At 68.8% G+C, this 18,020-nt stretch carries 13 protein-coding genes and 1 tRNA gene; 7 read left to right on the forward strand and 7 right to left on the reverse strand.

Annotated elements, in window-relative coordinates; genetic code table 11:
* Together FK256_RS07260 and FK256_RS07265 are read right to left on the reverse strand one after the other, a co-directional pair.
* Positions 1 to 1,176, reverse strand: a complete 1,176-nt coding sequence (locus tag FK256_RS07260) for a glycosyltransferase family 4 protein (RefSeq protein ID WP_141424281.1) — start codon at positions 1,174 to 1,176, stop codon at positions 1 to 3.
* Positions 1,173 to 2,306, reverse strand: coding sequence for a DUF1972 domain-containing protein (locus tag FK256_RS07265; RefSeq protein WP_141424372.1), 1,134 nt, complete (start codon positions 2,304 to 2,306; stop codon positions 1,173 to 1,175). Before FK256_RS07265 ends, FK256_RS07260 begins: the two co-directional genes overlap by 4 nt.
* Before the next feature lie 678 nt (positions 2,307 to 2,984).
* Between FK256_RS07265 and FK256_RS07270 the strand changes: the two genes are divergently transcribed.
* From FK256_RS07270 to FK256_RS07285, 4 genes are all read left to right on the forward strand, one after another.
* Positions 2,985 to 4,493, forward strand: coding sequence for a hypothetical protein (locus tag FK256_RS07270; protein WP_039893605.1), 1,509 nt, complete (start codon positions 2,985 to 2,987; stop codon positions 4,491 to 4,493).
* A gap of 155 nt (positions 4,494 to 4,648) precedes the next feature.
* Positions 4,649 to 5,317 (forward strand): hypothetical protein, encoded by a 669-nt coding sequence (locus FK256_RS07275; RefSeq protein ID WP_141424373.1) that lies wholly within the window; start codon positions 4,649 to 4,651, stop codon positions 5,315 to 5,317.
* Between the two features lie 450 nt (positions 5,318 to 5,767).
* Positions 5,768 to 8,821, forward strand: coding sequence for a LamG domain-containing protein (locus FK256_RS07280; protein ID WP_141424282.1), 3,054 nt, complete (start codon positions 5,768 to 5,770; stop codon positions 8,819 to 8,821).
* A 201-nt stretch (positions 8,822 to 9,022) separates the two neighbouring features.
* Positions 9,023 to 9,994, forward strand: a complete 972-nt coding sequence (locus FK256_RS07285) for a diaminopimelate dehydrogenase (RefSeq protein ID WP_141424283.1) — start codon at positions 9,023 to 9,025, stop codon at positions 9,992 to 9,994.
* Positions 9,995 to 10,066: 72 nt separating this feature from the next.
* Here the strand turns inward: FK256_RS07285 and FK256_RS07290 are convergent, their stop codons facing one another.
* On the reverse strand, positions 10,067 to 11,182 hold the full coding sequence (locus FK256_RS07290; RefSeq protein ID WP_141424284.1) for a glycosyltransferase family 2 protein: 1,116 nt from the start codon (positions 11,180 to 11,182) through the stop codon (positions 10,067 to 10,069).
* Between the two features lie 131 nt (positions 11,183 to 11,313).
* On the opposite strand from FK256_RS07290, the gene FK256_RS07295 reads away from it, so the two are divergent.
* Entirely contained in the window at positions 11,314 to 12,363 is a 1,050-nt protein-coding gene (locus tag FK256_RS07295; RefSeq protein WP_141424285.1) for a glycosyltransferase family 2 protein, read from the forward strand.
* A complete protein-coding gene (locus FK256_RS07300; protein WP_141424286.1) occupies positions 12,360 to 13,343 on the forward strand; it encodes a glycosyltransferase family 2 protein in 984 nt (327 codons plus the stop codon). Before FK256_RS07295 ends, FK256_RS07300 begins: the two co-directional genes overlap by 4 nt.
* 13 nt (positions 13,344 to 13,356) lie before the next feature.
* On the opposite strand, the gene FK256_RS07305 is transcribed toward FK256_RS07300, so the two are convergent.
* The 4 genes from FK256_RS07305 to FK256_RS07320 form a co-directional block, all read right to left on the reverse strand.
* Complete coding sequence (locus FK256_RS07305; RefSeq protein ID WP_141424287.1) at positions 13,357 to 14,691, reverse strand: hypothetical protein; 1,335 nt, start codon at positions 14,689 to 14,691, stop codon at positions 13,357 to 13,359.
* Between the two features lie 111 nt (positions 14,692 to 14,802).
* Positions 14,803 to 15,465 (reverse strand): YveK family protein, encoded by a 663-nt coding sequence (locus FK256_RS07310; protein ID WP_021606011.1) that lies wholly within the window; start codon positions 15,463 to 15,465, stop codon positions 14,803 to 14,805.
* Positions 15,466 to 15,692: 227 nt separating this feature from the next.
* A complete protein-coding gene (locus tag FK256_RS07315; RefSeq protein WP_141424288.1) occupies positions 15,693 to 16,433 on the reverse strand; it encodes a TetR/AcrR family transcriptional regulator in 741 nt (246 codons plus the stop codon).
* 4 nt (positions 16,434 to 16,437) lie between these two features.
* Positions 16,438 to 17,673, reverse strand: coding sequence for an acyltransferase family protein (locus FK256_RS07320; protein ID WP_141424289.1), 1,236 nt, complete (start codon positions 17,671 to 17,673; stop codon positions 16,438 to 16,440).
* 198 nt (positions 17,674 to 17,871) lie between these two features.
* Here FK256_RS07320 and FK256_RS07325 point away from each other — a divergent pair.
* Positions 17,872 to 17,943: transfer RNA gene (locus FK256_RS07325), tRNA-Gln, on the forward strand.
* Positions 17,944 to 18,020: the final 77 nt, after the last annotated feature.

The raw sequence follows: 18,020 nt of genomic DNA on the forward strand, positions 1-18,020 counted from the left end.
TCAGCGCTCGAGGAGCTCGTCCACGATCCGGGTCATGGCGGTGCGGTATCCGGCCACGGAGAACCGCTCGGCCGCCTCACGCGAGCCCTGCTCGGCCAGCCGGGCCGCCAGGGCCGGGTCCGTCGCCAGGGTCCCCAGGGCCTCGGCCAGGGCCTCGGCGTCGTCGGCGGGCACGAGCAGACCGGTGACCGCGTCGGTGACGACTTCGGCCAGACCTTGGACCCGGGAGGCCACGAGCGGTCGGACGGCGTGCATCGCCTCGACCGCCGTATTGCCGAAGGGCTCGGCCCGCGAGGGCACGACGACGGCGTCGGCGGCTTCCAGGACGGGCCAGGTGGGGCGCACGTAGCCCAGCAGCTCGACGTGCCCGTCCAGATCCGGTCGGGCGGCGCGCTCGCGCAGTTCCTCCTCGTACCACTCATAGCCGGGGAAGACCGATCCGCATACGCTCAAGGAGGCCTCCACCCCCGAATCGCGCAGCAGTCCGATGGCGTCCAGGGCCACGTCCACGCCCTTGCGCGGGGAGAGGCGCCCCACCATGGCGATCCGGAACGGATCGCCGGGCCGGCGACGATGCAGGGGCTTCAGGGGGTGGTCCGGACCGGCGACCCCATTGTGGACCACCTCCGTGCGCGAGGCTAGACGGGGCTGGGCGTCCAGGAGGGCGTCGCGGGCGGCCCCGGAGTTCACCACGATCCGGGACGCGGCCAGGAGCGGGGCGTTGAGCCCGGCCCGGAGGATCCTGCGCTGGGTGTCCTCGGCCTCATGGACGTGCGCCAGGACCGGGATGCCGGCGGCGCTTGCGGCCACCGGCCACCACGGAATCGTCACCGTGTTGGTAAGGACCACCTCGGCCTGGCTGGCGCGGATGACTGCGCGCAGGCGCGCAACCTCCGGAGCCGCCTGCGCCGACAGCCTCATCAGGCCCTTGGGACTCAGCAGAGCCTTACGCAGGACCGTGAACGGCATGACGGCCACGCGGGCGCCGGCCTCGCGCAATACTCCGACCAGGGGACCGTCCAGGGGCAGGGCCACAAGGACCTCGTGGCCGGCATCGATGAGCCCATGGATGGTCTCGACCAGCTGCCAGTCCGAGCCGTAGAGGTCGGGGGAAGGATGGGCCACGAGGATCCGGGCGGTATTGGCGCGGTCGCCTCCCGCCTCGCCCCGGCTCACAGACTCACCTTCCCGGTGCGTCGTCCGGAGGGACGGTGGCGAGTCGGGCCCTCGAACGCCAGGCGTCGGGCCAGGGTCTCGTAGCCGGAGGCCACCTCGTCCCAGTCGTAGAGTGCAGCGCGTTCACGAGACTCCTCGCCGCGCGCGGCCTGGGCCTCGACGTCGGACTCGGCGGAGGCGACCAGAGCGGCCACGTCGTCGGGCGAGGTCCAGTAGCGGCCGGCCTCGCCCAGGACTTCGCGGTTGAAGGAGACGTCGAAGGCGTCCACCGCGGCCCCGGCGCCGATGGCGCGCAGGAGGGAGGGATTGGTGCCGCCCACGGAGTGGCCGTGGTAGTACACCAGGGCGCCGGCGTAGAGGGCGTCCAGCAACTCTTGGTCCCATAGGCCGCCGAGGAGACGAACCCGGTCGTCGGCCAGGGACTCGATGCGGGCGGTGTACTCGTCGGCGTAGGGGGCCGAGCCGACGACGACCAGCGGCAGCGCGGCACCGGAGCGCACGTAGCCCTCGACGATGACGTCGACGTGGTTCTCGACTTCGAAGCGGGCCACGACCAGGTGGAAGCCCTTGGGGGACAGGTCCAGCTCGGCCAGGCGCGAGGTGTCCGCCTTGATGCGGGGCGCGCCGTAGGAGATGAGGTCGGTAGGGGCGTCGAACTCGTCGGCGTAGTAATCGGCGATGCCCTGGGCGTCGGCGATGAGGGCGTCGGAGTAGCGCACGGCCAGGGCCTCGGCCGCGCGGTAATAGCGCTTGCCGGTGGGGCCCCACTTGCCTCGGCGCCACTCCAGACCGTCGACATGGGTGGCCACCGGGACGCGGGCGGCCCGCAGCGCGGGCAGGAAGGGGGAGTTGGCGGCGTTGAAGACGAAGGCCGCGTCCGGGTGGGTACGGCGCAGCAGGTGGGCCACCGACAGAGCCGTGTGCGACAGGGTCTCCAGACTGCGGTTCTTGACCGAGGGTAGCTCGACCAGCCGCATCCCCAGGTAGATGTTGGGTAGGGGCGTGTCCGGCTCGGGGTTGCGGCAGTAGACGAGGACTTGGTGGCCGCGGTCGGCCAGGCGCCGGCCCACCTCCTCGATGGCGGTTTCAAACCCCCCGTACCGGGCGGGGACGCCTCGCGTCCCGATCATGGCGATGCGGAGCCTGTCCGGGTTCACAGCAGTCAACGGAGTCCTTTCGAAGGGCGGCGGAGCCGACAAGGGATGGGAACCGGCGATCCCGGTCGGATGCGATCGTCGAGCACGGCATCGGTTGAAGGATCGCCAAGGAAGGGGACCGGGGAGCGATGACAACGACGAGTCGGGGCTCTCTCCCGCGGGCTCACGGCACCCGCTGGGCTGATCGCACCGCCTGTGCCCAGCACACCCGGTCAGAAGTGTAGAGCTGGTGGGGCTCGCTCGCGCGATGTATGCGATGGCGAACGGGATCGCTCAGGTGCAGAACCGTGTCGGCGCCCCGTCGCAACGGCGGACGAAGCGCTCCGCCCGGTTCCGGTGCGAGTGGTCTACTCCACCTGAGTGGAGGCTGGGCATTCCGGGCGAGAATCAGGTGTGGAAGACGACGTGAGTTGATGAGAAGCTGTCGGTGGAAAAAGCAACCAGAGGGATGGGGCCGTTCGATTGGTGATTGATTCCACAACAAGTGGTGGGATGAACTCCTCTCGAACTGTTACCAAAGCGTTACCGCTGTAATAACCTCGTGACTGGCGCCGGTCTCGCCATTCGTCGCTCGGGTCGGAGGCGGGGGCCGCCCCCGTCGCACTGCGCCGCTTACCCAAGTTCCCTCACGTCTTTAAGAACGGAGCACTCGTGCATCCTTTCCGTGCTGTCTCCAGTGTGGGGGCGGTCCTCACCGCCCTCCCTCTCGCCCTTGGCGCACTCGCCGCTCCTGCCGCTGCGCCGCCAGCCGCCGCTGCCCCGGGGCAGACGGCTCTCGCCTCCCCGCAGGCCTTGCCCACCGCTCAGATCGACGGCGTCGTCTGGGATCAGGCGGTTGTGGGCAACACGGTCTACGTCGTCGGGGAGTTCACTAACGCTCGCCCCGCCGGTGCTGCTGCCGGTGAGAACGAGTCCCCCCGTTATAACGCCATGGCCTACGACATCACCACGGGCGCGCTGCTCGACTGGGCACCGAAGGTCAACGGCAAGATCAGCTCGGTCGAGGCCTCGGCCGACGGATCCACCATTTACCTCGGCGGCAACTTCACCTCCGTCAACGACGAGACCGTCTACCGCGTCGCCGCGGTGGATGCTGCCGGTAAGCGCAAGCCGCTGGGGGCATCGGCCAACGGGGCGGTCATGGACATGGAACTCTCGCCCGACGGATCCACCCTCTACATGTCCGGCTCCTTCACCCAGCTCAACTCCTCATCGCGCCAGCGCGCCGGTGCTGTGGATCTGAAGACGAACAAGGTGACCAGCTTCGCCCCCCAGGTCGATGACTTCATGGTGCGCTCCATCACGGTGGCTACCGACAACTCCGCAGTGGCGATCGGCGGTTCCTTCACCTCGGTGGGAGGCTCCTCCGACGGATACGGTGTCGCCATCCTGGAGAAGGACGGGTCCCTGCGGCATACCAATATCACCAGCGTTGTTCGCAACGCCGGGAGGGACTCCGGATTCATGAGTCTGAAGTCCGACTCCCGGGGTGTCTACGCCGTCGCCTACTCCCAGGAGGGAGCCTTCGAGGGGATGTTCCGGGCCAGTTGGACCGGAGGGGACATCGATCTCATGGCCGACTGCCACGGAGACACCTACGACGTGCTGCCCACCAGTGACGTCATCTACATCGCCAGCCATTCCCACGACTGCAGCAATATCGGCGGCTTCTCCGACGGGGAGCAGAGTGGTACCTACCACCACGCCGTCGGCTTCTCCAGCACGGCTACCGGAACCGTGAAGAGCAACAGTGTCTGGGGATACACCGACTTCGGGGGGCAGCCCGCGCCCACCCAGTACAACGGCTTCCTGCCCGGTTTCGCGACCGGTAGCTACACCGGACTGACCCAAGCCGTCTGGACCGTTGAGGGCAATGGTCAGTACATCGTCTACGGCGGTGAGTTCCTGGCCGTCAACGGCACTCCCCAGCAGGGGCTCGTCCGCTTCTCCGCGAGCGGGGGCGATGCCAACGACCAGGGAGACAACGGCGACAACGGTGACAACGGCAAGGACAAGGACAAGAAGAAGAAAAACAAGAAGGACAAGAAGAACAAGAAGAAGAAAAACAAGAAGAACCAGGACGACTGGGACAACCAGGAGGGCGACTGGGACCAGGATGACTGGGACAACAACCAGAACGACGGCTGGTGGTGGTGGTGACCATGAGGTCCTCCGGAGTGACTGATGGCCGCAAGTTTTCCGCCGGATCTTCCGGTTCTATAGGTGGCTGTGGTGTGCTTCCGGACTCAGTGGTCGCCGGGGGCGGCGCCCGCCGCGATGGAGGTCGTACGCTTCGGCACGTGTCACGAACTCGAATGCTGATCCTGCCCGCCGTTCTGGTGCTGGGGGTGGGGCTGGCCGCCTGCGGAGGCGGGAAGTCCCACAGTGCCGCCAGCTCCTCCGCCCCGTCCGCGTCCGCCAGTGGCTCGGCCTCGGCTCCCGCCGCGTCGTCGGCCGCCGCCACTCCGACGGTCCAGACCGCGCAGCCCACGGAGGCGCCCGCCTCACCGTCAGACGGCTCCGTCACCACCCCGGACCCCTCCGCGATCGATCCCAAAGCCGTCGAGAATGGCGACCTGTCCAAGGACGAGTACCCTGAGGTGCCGCTGGACAAGTCCGTCAGCATCGACGGGGGCGTGGTCATCTCCTTGGGACAGCTGCAGGCGCAGGACTTCGCCAGCGGCCCGGGTGAAATTGGAGGCTCCGGCGTCCTGGTGCCGGTGACGGTGACGAACAATTCCGGCAAGGACCTGCCGCTGGCCAGCGTGCTGTCTACGACGGTGAACTATGGCGAGGGGAGCGGAACGCCCGCCAGTGAGATCGTATCGGCCTCCGATGCGGTGCCCGCTACGCTCGCCGCCGGTCAGACGGTGACCGTCAACCGCGCCTTCGTCGTCCCGGCCGAGGGGCGCGGGAACGTCAAGGTCTCCGTTGATCTGGGAGCCGACCACGGTGCCGCCACCTTCCGGGGGTCGGCGGGCTGAGCCGGATCAGCCCCGGTCGGTGCGACCCTGCGATGCATCCCGCATCCATTGTGTCGAGGCGCCACCCACAGCTCGTCAAGGCGAGCGTGGGTGGCGCCTCGATGCGTGTGAGGCGGACCGACATAGTCGGGCGGATGTTGCCTGGTTGTGACATCGCCTGAAAGTGTTCTGAGGTCGAACTGAACGATGTCTAGGTGTGCTGAGCGGATTCCGTGACTGTGGCAGCCAATGGCGGCGTAGGTCTTGGAACGACTACAAATCCGCGTGATCTGACCGAAAGGTCGACCTAGCTCGAGGGTATCCCCGCATTGTGGTATGTGCTAAATGCTCGGCAATCGTGTTGTGCTCGGTGTACTATGAGCCAGCCCGACGACCCTGGTCGGGCGCGGAGTACCAGCCATTCGTAAGGTTGTGTGTCCGTGATCTGCGTATGTTCTGAATGGAATACCTGTGAAGCTCCCCCGCCGACTCCTGAGCGGCCTTTTGGCTGCGGCTCTTGTTCCCCTCGGTGCCGTGACACTAGCCCCGGCGGCACCAGCCGCCGCGGACCCGGCCCCTGCCGGTGCTGCCGGTACCCCTAACACCGTCTCCGCTGACGCCCTGCCCACCGCCCAGATCAACGGCATTGTCTGGGATCAGGTTGTGGTGGGCGACATTGTCTACGCCGTTGGCTACTTCTCCTCGGTCCGTCCGGCGGGATCGCCGGCAGGCCAGAACGAGTCGCCGCGCCGCAACGCGATGGCCTACAACATCAACACCGGTGAGATCCTCGACTGGGCTCCCACCACCAACGCCACGATCAACACGATCGCCGCCTCCGCCGACGGTCAGACTCTTTACCTCGGTGGCGAGTTCACGGAGCTCAATAACCAGACGGCGTGGCGCATCGGTGCAGTCGGGGCCGCCGACGGCCAGCGCGTCCCGCTGAACGCCTCCGCCAACGGCAGCGTCAAGACCCTGAGCGTCTCCGCCAACGGCTCAACTCTCTACATGGGTGGCGCCTTCACCCAGATCAACTCCTCGGCCCGCCAGCGCGCCGCCGCGCTCAGCCTCAGCACCCAGCAGCTGACGAGCTTCGCGCCGAAGGTCGACAACTACTATGTCCGCAGCATCGTCGAGGCCTCCGACGGCTCGGCCGTGGCCATCGGCGGTGCTTTCGAGTCCGTCGCGGGCAGCGACAAGCCCGGTTACGGCCTCGCCATCCTCGAGAGCGACGGCAGCCTGCGCAAGAACAATGCCACCTCTGTGGTCCGCGGAGCCGGCGCCTGGGCCTCGGTCATGAGCGTCAAGGCCGATGAGCAGGGCCTGTACGCCGCGAGCTACTCCCAGACCGGTTCTTTCGAGGGCGTTATGCGCCTGAACTGGAAGACCGGGGACATCGACTACATGGCCGATTGCCATGGCGACTCCTACGATGTGCTGCCTGCCGGCGACGTCGTCTACGCCGCTAGCCACTCCCACGACTGCTCCAACATCGGTGGCTTCCCCGACGTCACCAACCACTACCACAATGCGGTGGCCTACACGAATGCCTCCACCGGGACGGTCCAGGCGACCCACAACGGCAGCTATCAGGACTACGAGGGCCAGAACGCTACCACCAACCTCAACTTCTACCCCGACTTCACACCGGGGAAGATCTCCGGTGCCAACCAGGCCACCTGGACTGTCGAGGGCAATGACAAGTACGTCGTCTACGGCGGCGAGTTCCTGGCCGTCAACGGCACCGCCCAGCAGGGGCTGGTGCGCTTCGCCCGTCGCGACATCGCCCCCAACAAGCAGGGCCCCATGGACAAGGGCGGTGCTTTCAAGGTCACCGGCTCCTCTCCGCGCGCAGGCGTCGTGTCCCTGTCCTTCAAGGCCAACTGGGACCGCGATGACAAGACGCTGACGTACAACGTCTACCGCGATTCCATGAACGGCCAGCCGGTCTCCAGCCAATCGGTGACCGCCGGCTTCTGGGAGCGCTCCGACCTCAGCGCCACCGACGTCGTCGACCCTGGAAGCACTCACCGCTACCGGGTGCAGGTGACCGACCAGTGGGGCGCCTCCACGGTCTCGGACTGGGTGACGGTCAAGGCCGGTGAGGGCCAAGGCCTGAGCAAGTACGGCTCCCGCGTCCTGGCCGACGGCGCCGCCCACTACTGGTCCTTCGATGAGACCAAGGGCGACAAGGCCGAGGACTTCGTTGCCCAGCGCAACATGACGATCCGTGGCAAGGCATACAAGCGCGGCGGTGAGTCCGTCCTGGGCTCCGGCGCCTCGCTGACCATGACCTCGGACTCCAAGAACAAGTCGCACGCCGCGACGCGGGTTGCCTCCCAGGCCCCCACCGCCTTCTCCATGGAGGCATGGGTTCGCACCAGCTCGACCTCTGGCGGGCAGATCATGGGCTACGGCTCCTCCGCGACCAACCAGTCATGGAGCCGTGACCGCCTGGTGTACATGCGCAATGACGGCGCGCTCAGCTTCATGCTCTACCCGGGCAGGCTGACCACCATCACCACGCCCAAGAGCTACAACGACGGTCAGTGGCACCACATTGTGGCCTCCATGAGTCCGTCCTCAGGCGCCATGCTCTACGTGGACGGCAATCTCGCCGCCTTCGATGCCACCATGACCGCCGGGCAGAGCTACTCCGGGTACTGGCGCATCGGCGGGGACACGCTCAACGGTGTCAACGGCCAGCCCTCCAACACCAACATCCAGGCCGACATCGACGAGGCCGCCGTCTACAGCACGCCGCTGTCCGCCCGCCAGATCGCCGAGCACTACACCGCCGCCACCGGCAAGCAGGTCGAGCCGGACAAGGGCGATGGCAACGGCAAGGGCAACGGCGGCAAGGATAAGGACAAGGACAAGCAGCCCGAGGGCAGTGCTCTGCTGGACGACTCCTTCGAGCGCAGCGTGAACGGCGGCTGGGGCAAGGCCAACACCGGCGGCTCCTGGAAGACCTCCTGGAATGCCGCGGCCTTCTCCGTCGACGGCACCAGCGGCCGCATCGCCATGGCTGGTCCGCGTTCCTCGGCCGCGATCATCTCCGAGGAGATCAAGTCGACGTCCACCGACGCCGTCGTGGACTTCTCCCTGGACTCGGTTCCCTCCGGGAACGGTGCCTTCATCTCCTACGCAGCCCGCACGACCAAGGCCGGTCAGTACCAGGCCACGGTTCGTATCGGCAGCGCCGGCAACCCGGTCGTGACGGTCTCGCGCGTGGTCAAGGGACGGGAGACGGCCCTGGGCAGCTACGTCCTGCCGCAGGCCTATACGGCCGGTCAGCCCCTCCACCTGCGCATGGTGGTTGACGGTGCCGAGTCCACCAGCATCCAGACCAAGTTCTGGGCTGGAGACACCGAGCCTGCCGAGTGGGGCATCGAGACCGTCGACAACGACAAGACCCTCAACGGGGCCGGCACTGTGGGTCTGACCACCTACATGTCCAGCTCGGCCGGTCCCGAGACCGTCACCCTGTCGGTCGACAAGGTCACCGTCAAGCAGCACTGACGCCGCCAGGCGCAGCGCCGATACGGGCCGGGCCGGGGCGCTGCGGCGTCGATGTGATCCGTATCCTCCGCTAGCGCATGGACCCTGCCAGGCGCCTGCAGTTCCATCGCTCACGGCTCGGTCACTTCCCGATACGTCACACGGCGGCAACATGGACCGTCCCTAGGATCGTCCTGTAGCAAATCCCCACCAGGAGGAACCATGATCAGGGTAGCGATTAACGGATACGGCAACCTTGGCCGCGGCGCCGAGCAGGCCATCACCAAGAACAAGGACATGGAGCTCGTCGTCGTCTTCACTCGGCGCGACCCGGCCTCGGTCACCACTCAGGGCGCCCCCGTTGCCCACGTGGACGACATGGCCGCCTGGGCCGACAAGGTCGACGTATGCCTGAACTGCGGAGGCTCCGCTACCGACCTGATCGAGCAGACCCCGGCCGCCGCAGCCCTGTTCAACACGGTCGACTCCTTCGACACCCACGCCCGTATTCCCGCGCACTTCGCCGCCGTCGACGCCGCCGCCAAGGCCTCTGGGCGCGTCGCCCTGATCTCCACCGGCTGGGACCCGGGCTTGTTCTCTATGCTGCGGGTCCTGGGTGAGGCTGTTCTGCCCGACGGCGCCACCACCACGTTCTGGGGGCCCGGCGTCTCTCAGGGGCACTCCGACGCCCTGCGCCGCATCGATGGCGTCGTGGACGCCAAGCAGTACACCCGCCCGGTGGAGGCGACCGTTGCCGCGGTCAAGGCCGGCGATGACGTCGAGCTGACCACTCGTTCCATGCACACGCGTGACTGCTACGTGGTGGCTGAGGAGGGCGCCGACCTGGCCCGCATCGAGCGGGAGATTGTGGAGATGCCCAACTACTTCGCCGACTACGACACCACCGTCACCTTCATCACCGCCGAGGAGCTGGCCTCCGAGCACGCCGGTATCCCGCACGGCGGTTCCGTTATCCGTCGTGGGCACACCTCCGACGGTGTCGCCGAGACCGTGAGCTTCGAGCTGCAGCTCGGCTCCAACCCGGAGTTCACCGGTTCGGTCCTGGTCGCCATGGCGCGCGCGGTGGCGAGGCTGGCCGCTCGCGGCGAGTCCGGTGCGCGCACCGTCTTCGATGTGACGCTCGCCGACCTGTCCGCCACGACTTCCGAGGACCTGCGCGCCCACTACCTGTGAGATGCGCGGATAGCGAGAGGCGTCCCGCCGCCGACGCCGAGCCGGCGGCGGGACGGCGGAAGAACAGCGCAGTCAGCCGCGGATGAGGGGCTGGTCGATGTCGGGCAGCTCCCCACGACGGGCGGCCCGGAGGAGCCTGAGACCGTCGCGGGTCGCCTGCGCCGCCGTGATGAGTGGGCGCCGAGTGTGCAGGAGCTGGCGCCTGCCGCCGCGCAGGACGATTTCCCGGGCGGCCCGGCCGGCGGTGGCCACCCACCGGCGCTGCGCGGACCGGTCCAGGTGCAGGCCCGCGTACAGCAGCCGATTGCGCACGTTGTAGTAGTAGTAGATGTCCGATTTGGCGCGGCCCTCCTGCTCGCCGTCCTCGGACTCGGCGGACCCGGAGTGGGTGCCGCCCTCGTCGTGGACGGCGACGGCGTCGCGCGCCAGGTCTAGGCTGCCGCCGACCGCCAGCACCCGGGCCGAGAAGTCCACGTCCTCCCAGTACAGGAAGTAGCGAGCGTCGAAGCCCCCGGTCGCTTCGAAGAGATCCGTCGATAGGGCCAGGCAGGCGCCTGAGAGCCACGGCTGGGTGCCGCCCGGGGGGATCGGACGCGGCGAACGGCGCGAGCGCATCGAGCCGTCGGCCAGGCACACGACAATCCCGTCGGAGACGATGCGGCCGCTGGAGTCCTTGAGCACCGGCGCCACCAGGGCCAGCCGGTCCCCGTGAGCCCGGGCTGCGAGCCGGATGAGGTCGGCCCGACCGATGACGGCGTCGGGATTGAGCAGGACCAGCAGGTCGGCGCCGAGCTCACGGGCTCGGGCCGCCCCCAGGTTCATGCCGCCCCCGAAGCCCGTGTTCGTCTCCGGCAGGACCGCCTCCCAACCATGCGAAGAGGCCAGCGCCACCAGCTCCTCGCGGGCGGTGGGCGTGGAATAGTTGTCGACGACGATGATGCGGGCCTCGGGCGAGTCCTCGGCCACGCGCGCCAGTGTGCGCTCCAGCAGTGCCGCCGAGTCGTAGCTGACAACGACGACTGCCGTGCGGGAGAGCAGCTCGTGGCCGGACCGGTCGCGGGTGCCGTCGGTCGCGCTGTCGACGGTCTCATCGTCTCCTGCGGTCCCGACGGCCCCGGCAGGATCGGGGCCGGCTGGTTCGGCGGTTGCGGCGTCGGCGCGCTGGGCTGGCTCAGGGGTGGCGGTCATGGGGGCAGGAGCCTTCCGGGTGCGGGGCGGGTGCTTGGACCGTGGGGGTGTTCCCGGCCTGTGATAGTACCGTTAGGCCCTGATATCAAGTCGTGAGCCGCCGGCGGGCGGGAGGAAGGACGGGGCTGAACGTGCACGTGACCATTGCGATGCTCACCTATCGGCGCAATGAGTACCTGGCGCAGGTCATTCCGCATCTGCTGGAACAGGTTGCGGAGTTCTCCGGGCCGAACAAGTCAGCGGGCATTCTCATCATCGACAATGACCCGCAGGGCGGTGCGCGCGCCGTCGTCGAATCCGCTCAGGAGGTCGAAGCGGCGCAGATGGCCGAGCGGGCGAAGTCGGCCGGGGCTGCTGAACTGCCCGAGGTGTCGAGGTTGGCCTACATCCACGAGCCGGAGCCCGGGATCGTTGCCGGACGCAACCGCGCCCTAGACAGGGCCCATGGCACCAACGCCCTCGTCTTCATCGACGACGACGAGATCCCCGCTCCGGGCTGGCTGACCGCCTTGGTGAATACCTGGCGCTCCCAGGGGAGCGCCGCTGTCACCGGCCCCACGCCGCCGGCCTTCGAGGTCGACCCCTCGCCGTGGGTCAGCGCCTCGGGCGCCTTCGACTCCTGGGAGGCGGCTGACGGCGCCCAGGTGCCCAGCGCCGACACCGGCAACCTGCTCCTGGACCTGCGGCTCATCGAGCGTTTGGGGCTGCGCTTCGACCCGCGCTACGGGCTCACCGGAGGCGAGGACTCCCTCTTCACCCGCCAGCTCACCCGGGCCGGAGGCGTCATCCGCTTCGCGGCCGGAGCGGTCGTCACCAAGCGCGTGCCCGCGGCCCGAGCCACGCGCGCCTGGGTGCTCGAGCGTTCGCTGCGCTCGGGCTCCTCCTGGGCGCGGGTGCGTATCGACACGGTCAAACCCGCCGACGGCAGCGCCGCCGGAGTACTGACGCGTCTGGGGCTGCGTCTGGGCTATGGCGCCAAGGGGCTGGCCAAGGCCTGTGTCGATGGGCTGCGCGCCGGCGTGGCCCGCCTGCGCGGCGATGTGTCCGCGCAGGCCCGCTATGAGGTCTCCTCGCGCGGGGGGCTGGGCATGGTCATGGGCGCGCTGGGGATGCACGTGCGCGAGTACGGCCGCCCGCGCAACCGGCGGGGTGGGCGGCAGACCGGAAGGAAGGCCGTATGAGCCGGTTGACGATCGCCATCCCCACCTTCCGACGCCCCGAGGATCTCAAGCGGGCCATCAGCGGGGTTCTGGGACAGGCTGCGGAGCAGGCCGGTGGCGAGATCGTCTCCGACGTCGAGGTCCTCGTCATTGACAACGACGCGCGGGGCTCGGCGCGCGAGGCCGCCCTCGCCGCAGCTGCCGGAGCCGCAGTGGCGGTGCGCACCTCGCCGGACGAGCCGATGGAGCCGGGGGGCGTGGGTGTGCGCTACGTCGTCGAGGAGCGCCCCGGTGTGGCGGCGGTGCGCAACCGCGCCCTCGATGAGACCGCCGAGCGCGACCTGCTGATCTTCATCGACGACGATGAGGAACCCGAACCCGGCTGGCTCGCTGCCCTCGTGGGGCTGCGGGCCTCGACCGGTTGCCAGGCGGTGGCCGGGCCCGTCATCCCGGTCTACGAGGTCGAGCCGGAGGAGTGGGTGCGCCAGGGGGAGTTCTTCGTGCGCAAGACCTGGCCCACCGGCACGATCCGTCCGGTGGCGGCCTCCAACTGCCTGCTGCTGGACTTGGGGTTCGTGCGCCGGAAGGGGCTGCGCTTCGACGAGGCCTTCGGCGCCACCGGGGGAGAGGACACGCTCTTCACCCGCCGACTGAGTGCCGCCGGGGGCGTCATCCGCTGGTGCGACGAGGCGCGCGTGCGAGACCACGTCCCGGCCTCCCGGCTCGCCCGCCCCTGGATCCTGCGCAGGCAGCGCTCCCACGCTGCCACCTCGGTGCGCGTCGAACTGGCCCTGGCGGGAGGTGGGGTCCAGCCGGCCATCCGGGCTCGGGCCGCGGTCGGCGGGCTGGTGCGCATCGTCGTGGGCGCTCTGAGGACGGCCGGCGGCACGCTGATCCGCGATCCGAGGCACGCTGCCAAGGGCGCTCGGCTGCTGGCGCGCGGCCGCGGCATGCTGGCGGCCAGTACCGGTGGCGGCGTCCACCGCGAGTACGACCACTGAGACGGCCCGACGTTCAGGCCTGAGCGGGCTCTGCCTCGGTACGGGACTCGGGTTCGGGCCGGGTGCCGGGCTCCGAGGCGGTCTCTCTCTGAACGCCGGAGACTGATGAGGGAGTCGCAGCGTCGTCGGCGGGCTCACCGCCCGGCTCGTCATCGGTGCCCAATGGGACAGCGTCGCGTAGAGCGGGTTGCAGCACCGCGGCCCCCAGAACGATCGGCAGATAGGGCGGCAGCACCGTCCACGGTCCCACGAACACGTTCTGCACCACGGTCAGGGCCGCGAAGAACAGCCACGGCGTGGCCTTGAGCCGCCCCAGGTCTCGCATCATCGCGGCCAGCGCCATCCCGGCGATGAGCAGCAGCAGAAGCGCTCCGGGGATCGACGCCGCCGCCCACATGTCCATGAGCCCCGAGTGCAGCTCGATACGGCCCCCGAACATGAAGTTCTCGACGTATCCGTTGTCCGGGTCGTAGCCCAGGGCCGCCATGCCCTGCTTGGCGACCCACAGGTCATCGAAGCGGGGCTTGACGCCGGCGCCGTACCCCCACGGGCGGTTGCGGAACAGGGCCCAGGAGGCGCCCAGCTCGGGCCGGGCGGACAGGAGCAGACCCGCGGAGCTCGAGGATTGGGCGATGGTCCGGTTCTGGGCATCCTCCCCCAGGGTCCCGGACTCCGAGGCCGCAACGACCCCGGCCATCGCCACGGCCCCCACGACCCCCAGGACGGCGATCTGCGATACCGCCAGGCGGCGCGGGGTGGGCACGCGCCAGCGCGCCCAGGACGCCAGGGCCTGCCAGGCGACCGTGCCCAGGATGATGGCGAGGAAGGCCAAGGCAGAGCGCGAGTCGGAGACAAGGAAGACGCCGCTCAGCCCCAGGAGGGCCACGATCTGCACCAGTCGGCGCCGGTTCGCCACGAAGCTGAGCACCATGATCGACACCGCCGCGCCGACTCCGAACTTCCACGGGTTGGGATTGGTCTGAAACAGCGACAGCGAGTCCAGAAACATGCCGAAGCCGACCGCCAGTGCCGCGCGGCGCACGCCCAGCCGACGCGCTCCCCACACGAAGACGGCCACGGCGCAGGGCACCGCCAGCAGGCTCAGGGTGGTAACGCGGCGGGCCCAGGCCTCGACGGCGAAGCTGCTCTCCGCCAGCAGGGACATGATGTAGGCGGTACCGGCCGCCAGGATGGACAGCATGAGCATCAGGGAGAACCGGCGCGCGTTGCGCACGGCCGTCCAGGTGATGGGAATCGAGACGAGCGCGACGCAGTCCCCGACGCTTAAGGCAGCGGCCAGTTCGCGGCGCACCCCCACGCAGATCAGGAGGACGACGGCGATCGTCATCTCCAGCCTCCGCCGGGGCCTCGGTTCAGGGCTCACCTGGGAATCAGCCTCCGACGACGTTCGCGATCCGCCGTGGAAGGGAGCCTGCGACCAAGATTGGGCCACGGCCGGTCAGGATTCTTTCCGGGAACGGCGGCGCCCGATGATGAGCAGCGGATCCTCGACCTTGTCCTGCGGGTTCTTCTTGCTCAGGAAGTACAGCAGGATCGCCATGATGGCTCCGGCGGCAAGACCGATAGCGGCTCCGATGAGTGCGGTGGACACGGCCGACAGGCTGGACGGGGATGTCGGGGTCGTCGGCGGATTGTCCACCGCGAGGGTCAGGTCACCACTGCCCGGCACCAGGTATGACTGCTCCCGGGCCACCGAATCCAGTGTCCCGATCTCCGCCTGGGCGATCGCATGGGCCCGCTCGGGGTCGGTGCTGGTGGCCTTGATCTCGATGATGAAGGTTCCGGTCTTAGCGCTCACCGAGATCGACTTGCCCAGCTCGGCCTGGCTGATCCCCGTGGACTTGGAAACCTCCGAAAGAGTGCTCTCCGAAGTCCCGAGCGCCACGAGCGTCGGGATGATCTTGTCGAAGCTGCTGATCGGAGAAGGGGCGTTGGGATCATCGGGCCGGTTCTCGACAGCGAGCTTCGCGCTTGTGGTCGAGGTGTACTGCGCCGGCGTCAGCAGGCCGAAGACGAGGCCAATGATGGTGCCCAGCACGACGTGCATGACCACGAGGACTGCGTTCTTGCGCAGCGCGACGATGAGGGTTTCCGGGTCCATGGGTTCCGTTTCGGTGATTGCGGGAACAACAGAATAGCGTGCCGCTTAGGGCGTGGGCCGGGCGCAGGAGGTGAATCACCTCGTTCCTGGGCACTTCTCAGCACCCGCTCGTGCCCGATTGGCCGGGCTTGTAGGGCGGCCGACGAGTGGGGACGTGATGAACCTGACGGGAGCCGGGTCGAGCCGGAGCGAGGGCCGCGGCCCCGAGTGGTTCTGAGCGGCCCCGGTCAGGTCTGGTCAGAGGTGCGTTCGGCGGCGGGTTCCTCAGTGTTGAGGCCGCTGGTTCGGCCGGGGGAGCCGGAGTGGAGTGTGGGCCTGGCCTTCATGCCGCGCAGGCCATTCCAGGCGAGGTTGACCATGTGGGCGGCCACCTCCTCCTTGCTCATTGAGCGGTTCTCCAACCACCACTGGGCCGGCATGGCCACGATCCCCACGAGCATCTGGGCGTACAGCGGCGCCGTGCGCGGGTCGAGGTCGTGGGCGGCGAACTGCGAGGCGAGAATTCCGGAGACCTCGATGGCGACGTCGGCTAGCAGCGTGGAGTAGGTGCCGGCGGCGCGGTCCGAGCCCGCAGAGAGGATGCGGAACCCGTCGGGGGAGTCCTCGATATAGGTCAGCAGGGCCAGTGCCGCCCGCTCGGCGATCCGTGAGGCTGAGCCGGAGGCGTCAGGTGCGCCCGATCCGTCGGTGGTGGCGTCCGGGTCCGCTGCGGGGCCGGCGGACGGGTCGGTGATCGCCGAGGAGATCGCAGCGGAGATCGTGGTGATCTCCCGGTCGACGACGACGGCGTACAGGCCCTCCTTGCCTCCGAAGTGCTCGTAGACCACCGGCTTGGAGACCTGGGCGCGGGCGGCCACCTCCTCGACGCTGGTGGCGTCGAAGCCGCGCTCTGCAAACAGCCCGCGGGCCACGGCGATGAGCTGCTCGCGCCGTTCACTGGCGCTCATACGGGTGCGCTTGGCGGCCATGGCGTCACACCCCGCCAACCCGGCTGGCCTGACGGGCGGCTCGATGACGCTCAGACCACTGGGCGAAGCGCGCCGAGGCCAGGGCGCCGGTGCGGCGTGCCAGTCGGTGGCTGGGCGCCTCGATGTAGCGCTGGAACAGCCAGGTCAGGGGCGCCGAGGTCGCCGGGGCCAGGATGAGCAGCCACCATGGCGAGGTCGACTGCGTCAGCAGCCGCAGGGAGACCACGACCGGTTCGTGTACGAGGTAGAGGGAGAAGGACATGAGCCCCAGGTACTGCACTGTGCGCGAGCGCAGCAGGCCGCGCAGGGCTCCGGCGCGCACCACGAGGTAGACCAGGTAGCTGGCCGCCGCCAGGGTGACCGCATTGGTGATGCGCTGGGCCACGTGGCTCTCCATCCCCGGCCACCAGGCCAGGGTGATAAGCAGCAGGCAGATCAGGGCCTGCGCCGTCGCCCAGGGACGGGGGCGTTCCGGGACGACGACGGGATCATGCCCCCAGGCCCAGCCCATGACCGCGCCGACGGTGAAGACCGGCAGGTAGCTGCCCGAGCCGGGGCTGGCGGTGATGACCGGGACGGCCAGGGCGGCCGCCACCGGCAGCCAGGAGAGCCGCCATCGGGCGCACAGGGCCACCCCGAGGATCATCAGTGGAAGCACGAAGGAGAAAATCGCCTCGGCGTGCAGCGACCACAGGACCGTGTTGCGATAGGCGTGCTTGGGGATGAGCAGGTACTCCATGAGCATCTGGCGCACATCAAGGCCCGTGGGGTGGATCGCCGTCATCCAGTGCCCCAGCGCCGGGTTCTCCGAGCGCGGCACGAGCAGCATTGCGATGACCGCGAAGGTGGTGGAGGCCGCCGCCGGCAGCCACAGACGCACAAACCGCCTTGGGGCGTAGTCGACCCAATCGAAGCGCCGCCCCTGGGCATGGCGGCGGGCCACCGGATAGGTGAGGGCAACACCGGACAGGATGAAGAAGATAAGGACGGCCTCATGGCCAGCCCACAGCAGGTGGAGGGGGCTCTGGGTCAGGAGCCGGTGGAACGCGCCGGTGGGCACGACTCCGGGGCGGGCGCCAACCGCGGCCAGCGCCGGCACGGTCTCCAGGCTGTGGTAGATGAGGACGACGGCGGCGGCAAGTCCGCGCAGACCGTCGAGCTCGACGAGCCGCACCGCCGCCGGCTTGCGAGAGGATGAGGGAGGAGGGGAGGCGGTGGGACTGGAAGGGGAACTGGACATGGGACCATCCTGCCCTGCCTGCCCGGTCGACTGAGAAGTCCTGTGAGTGTGGCATCGGTCCGCCTGCACCTGGAACGCGCGTAGAGCGGATGCGCAGCACGCTGAGCTGCGTCGAAGGTGCCGAGGACGACCGGGACGTGAGAGACTATCCCGGCGTCGCGCCCCTCGACACTCGGCTTGGGGGCTGGGACGCACCTTTCCGCCCTGGTGTAGCGGCAGCACGCAGGCCTTTGGAGCCTTGAGGCCCGGGTTCGAATCCTGGGGGCGGAGCGGCGTAGCATGAGGGTGTTGGGGTTCCCTCGCTCTCACGTCCGCCGTCGGCCTTCCGGCTGCTGCGGGCCGTGCGC

Source organism: Actinomyces johnsonii, from assembly GCF_006546835.1.
Classification (GTDB): domain Bacteria; phylum Actinomycetota; class Actinomycetes; order Actinomycetales; family Actinomycetaceae; genus Actinomyces; species Actinomyces johnsonii.